This window comes from Rubritalea sp. (assembly GCF_039830215.1).
GTDB lineage: Bacteria > Verrucomicrobiota > Verrucomicrobiia > Verrucomicrobiales > Akkermansiaceae > Rubritalea.
On sequence record NZ_JBDOPO010000365.1, the window covers coordinates 1 to 1,864 of the forward strand.

Annotated in this window: 4 protein-coding genes; 1 reads left to right on the top strand and 3 read right to left on the bottom strand. The window is 42.1% G+C overall.

Translation table 11 applies throughout. From position 1 onward, the window contains the following. Positions 1 to 232: 232 nt before the first annotated feature. Positions 233 to 460 carry a hypothetical protein gene (locus tag ABGY95_RS12335; RefSeq protein ID WP_347441985.1) on the bottom strand — a complete coding sequence of 76 codons (228 nt, stop codon included), beginning with the start codon at positions 458 to 460 and terminating at the stop codon, positions 233 to 235. 81 nt (positions 461 to 541) lie between these two features. Further along, positions 542 to 796: a hypothetical protein gene (locus ABGY95_RS12340; RefSeq protein ID WP_347441986.1), complete on the bottom strand. Its 255-nt coding sequence runs from the start codon at positions 794 to 796 to the stop codon at positions 542 to 544. Between the two features lie 111 nt (positions 797 to 907). Here ABGY95_RS12340 and ABGY95_RS12345 point away from each other — a divergent pair, with 111 nt between their 5' ends. Then, positions 908 to 1,282 (top strand): DUF3307 domain-containing protein, encoded by a 375-nt coding sequence (locus tag ABGY95_RS12345; RefSeq protein WP_347441987.1) that lies wholly within the window; start codon positions 908 to 910, stop codon positions 1,280 to 1,282. Between the two features lie 143 nt (positions 1,283 to 1,425). Here the strand turns inward: ABGY95_RS12345 and ABGY95_RS12350 are convergent. Further along, positions 1,426 to 1,864 (bottom strand): hypothetical protein (locus ABGY95_RS12350; protein WP_347441988.1); only part of this gene is annotated, 439 nt, incomplete at its 5' end.

The following is a 1,864-nucleotide window of genomic DNA, read 5'->3' on the forward strand; positions in this document are numbered from 1 at the left end:
AATCTCTGTAGTTCAAGGTGATCTGAAAACCCAAACGCTAAGATGAGATGGAATAATCCAGACGAGAATTACGCACGGACGATGAGCTAATCCGATAGAACGTAAAGCACACCAATCGCTGACCTCAGCACGCTTTAGTTTTTGGTAAGTAAGTTTATTTATCGTGTTTGCTCGACTCTCCTGCGTGTCAGCGATTGGGTGCAGCGTCTTGTTAGGCAAGTTGATTATTGGATTACGCTGGAGTTGAACCTTTAGCGTATGACTCCAGAAAACCACATGATTCGCAACGATATGTAGTGATTGGTATCCATTGGTTTACGTCTACTTTGATTCCAAGGAGCATAGATTTCTGAGGTTCACCAGGCAACCACTTGTCCTGTCTAGCTCCATCAATAGAAGTATGAACTGAGAAGCCGACTTCCATAGTTCCTTCGCATTTCGCACATGTTGTATTTTTCATTAATCTTGGGAGTTATTTTTAGCCTAACGTCTGAATGAGCTATGCCAATACCGACGAAGGAGGTTTGGCATTAGACTCAATTCAATGGTTAGATGGTGAATCAATTTTGTTTGAACACTTACTGTTAGGAATAGGGAGGATATTTTTAATTAATCCCCAAGAATTAGTACATTCAATCAGTAATGAAATTATGCCTGCTGCACTAAGTGTAAATCCCATGGCAATAGCAATATCCCCATCTGAATAAATGTTGATTGCTTCTGCTATAAAGCCAAGTCCAGATAAAATTGTACCTGAAAGGATTATTATTGATAACGACAATTTATTGTTGTTCATGTTAGTTCCCTTGTCCATCTAACGTAAAGCACACACATCCGAAGCCGCAGGCTAAGGATTGAGTGCTGCGTCTTGTTCTACCCCTCGATAAACAACCAACAAACTGAAATAATGATACAACTAATATTACACCTGATAGGTGACTACATCACACAGACAGACTGGATGGCTAACAACAAGACCAAGAACAGCCTAGCTGCGGGTTCTCATGCGATTGTTTACTCATTACCTTTCCTGATACTCAAACCTTCAATTGAAGCATTCTCGGTAATCCTGATTACTCATTTCTTCATCGATCGCTTCCGTCTAGCTAGATTCGTGGTCTATGCGAAAAACTGGATAACTCAGCCGTCTCTAAAATGGGCTGACTGTGAAGGAACTGGATACCACAAAGATACACCTCCTTGGTTAGCAGTGTGGCTCATGATTGCGGCAGATAACACTCTGCATCTCACGATCAACTATGCAGCACTATCCTTTTTGTAGAACGTAAAGCACACCAGCCGCTGAAGCAACAGTCGAATATCTAAAATGGTCTTTCGTGTGTGACAGAGCTGGAGTCGAGCGCGGTTAGCGGTCGGATGCAGCGACTTGTTCTGCAAAAATATTCGTCTTCAATTAGATTCAACTTAATAGTCAAACGCTTCATCATAACCCTCATATTGATTACGAAGCAGTGATTTAATTCCGAATCTACCATAATGCATACCCCGAATTAGCTTGCCGTAACTAGCGCTGCTAGGCTTGGGGGCCATCATTGCATCTTCTTTAACAGTCTTGAGATACCTGATCTGGGTGCCCGCAGGCAGGAGCGTTTTAGACTTAGAAGATTGAGCATAATACGGTTCCTTTGTGTAATCCTTGACGGTTATAATTTTGTCTGTTCCTGGGTATTCTAAAAGGTAGTATGGTTCTTGAAGTGTAATTACACTCCCCTTCTTGAGGTGAAATTCGTCTGACACATCAACGATTTGGCAAGATGCGAAAAGTAGACCCAAGGGGATAACGTAGAATATGGAGGAAACGTTTTTCATTATAGCAGAACGATGAGGTCTGGCGCGGCGCGTT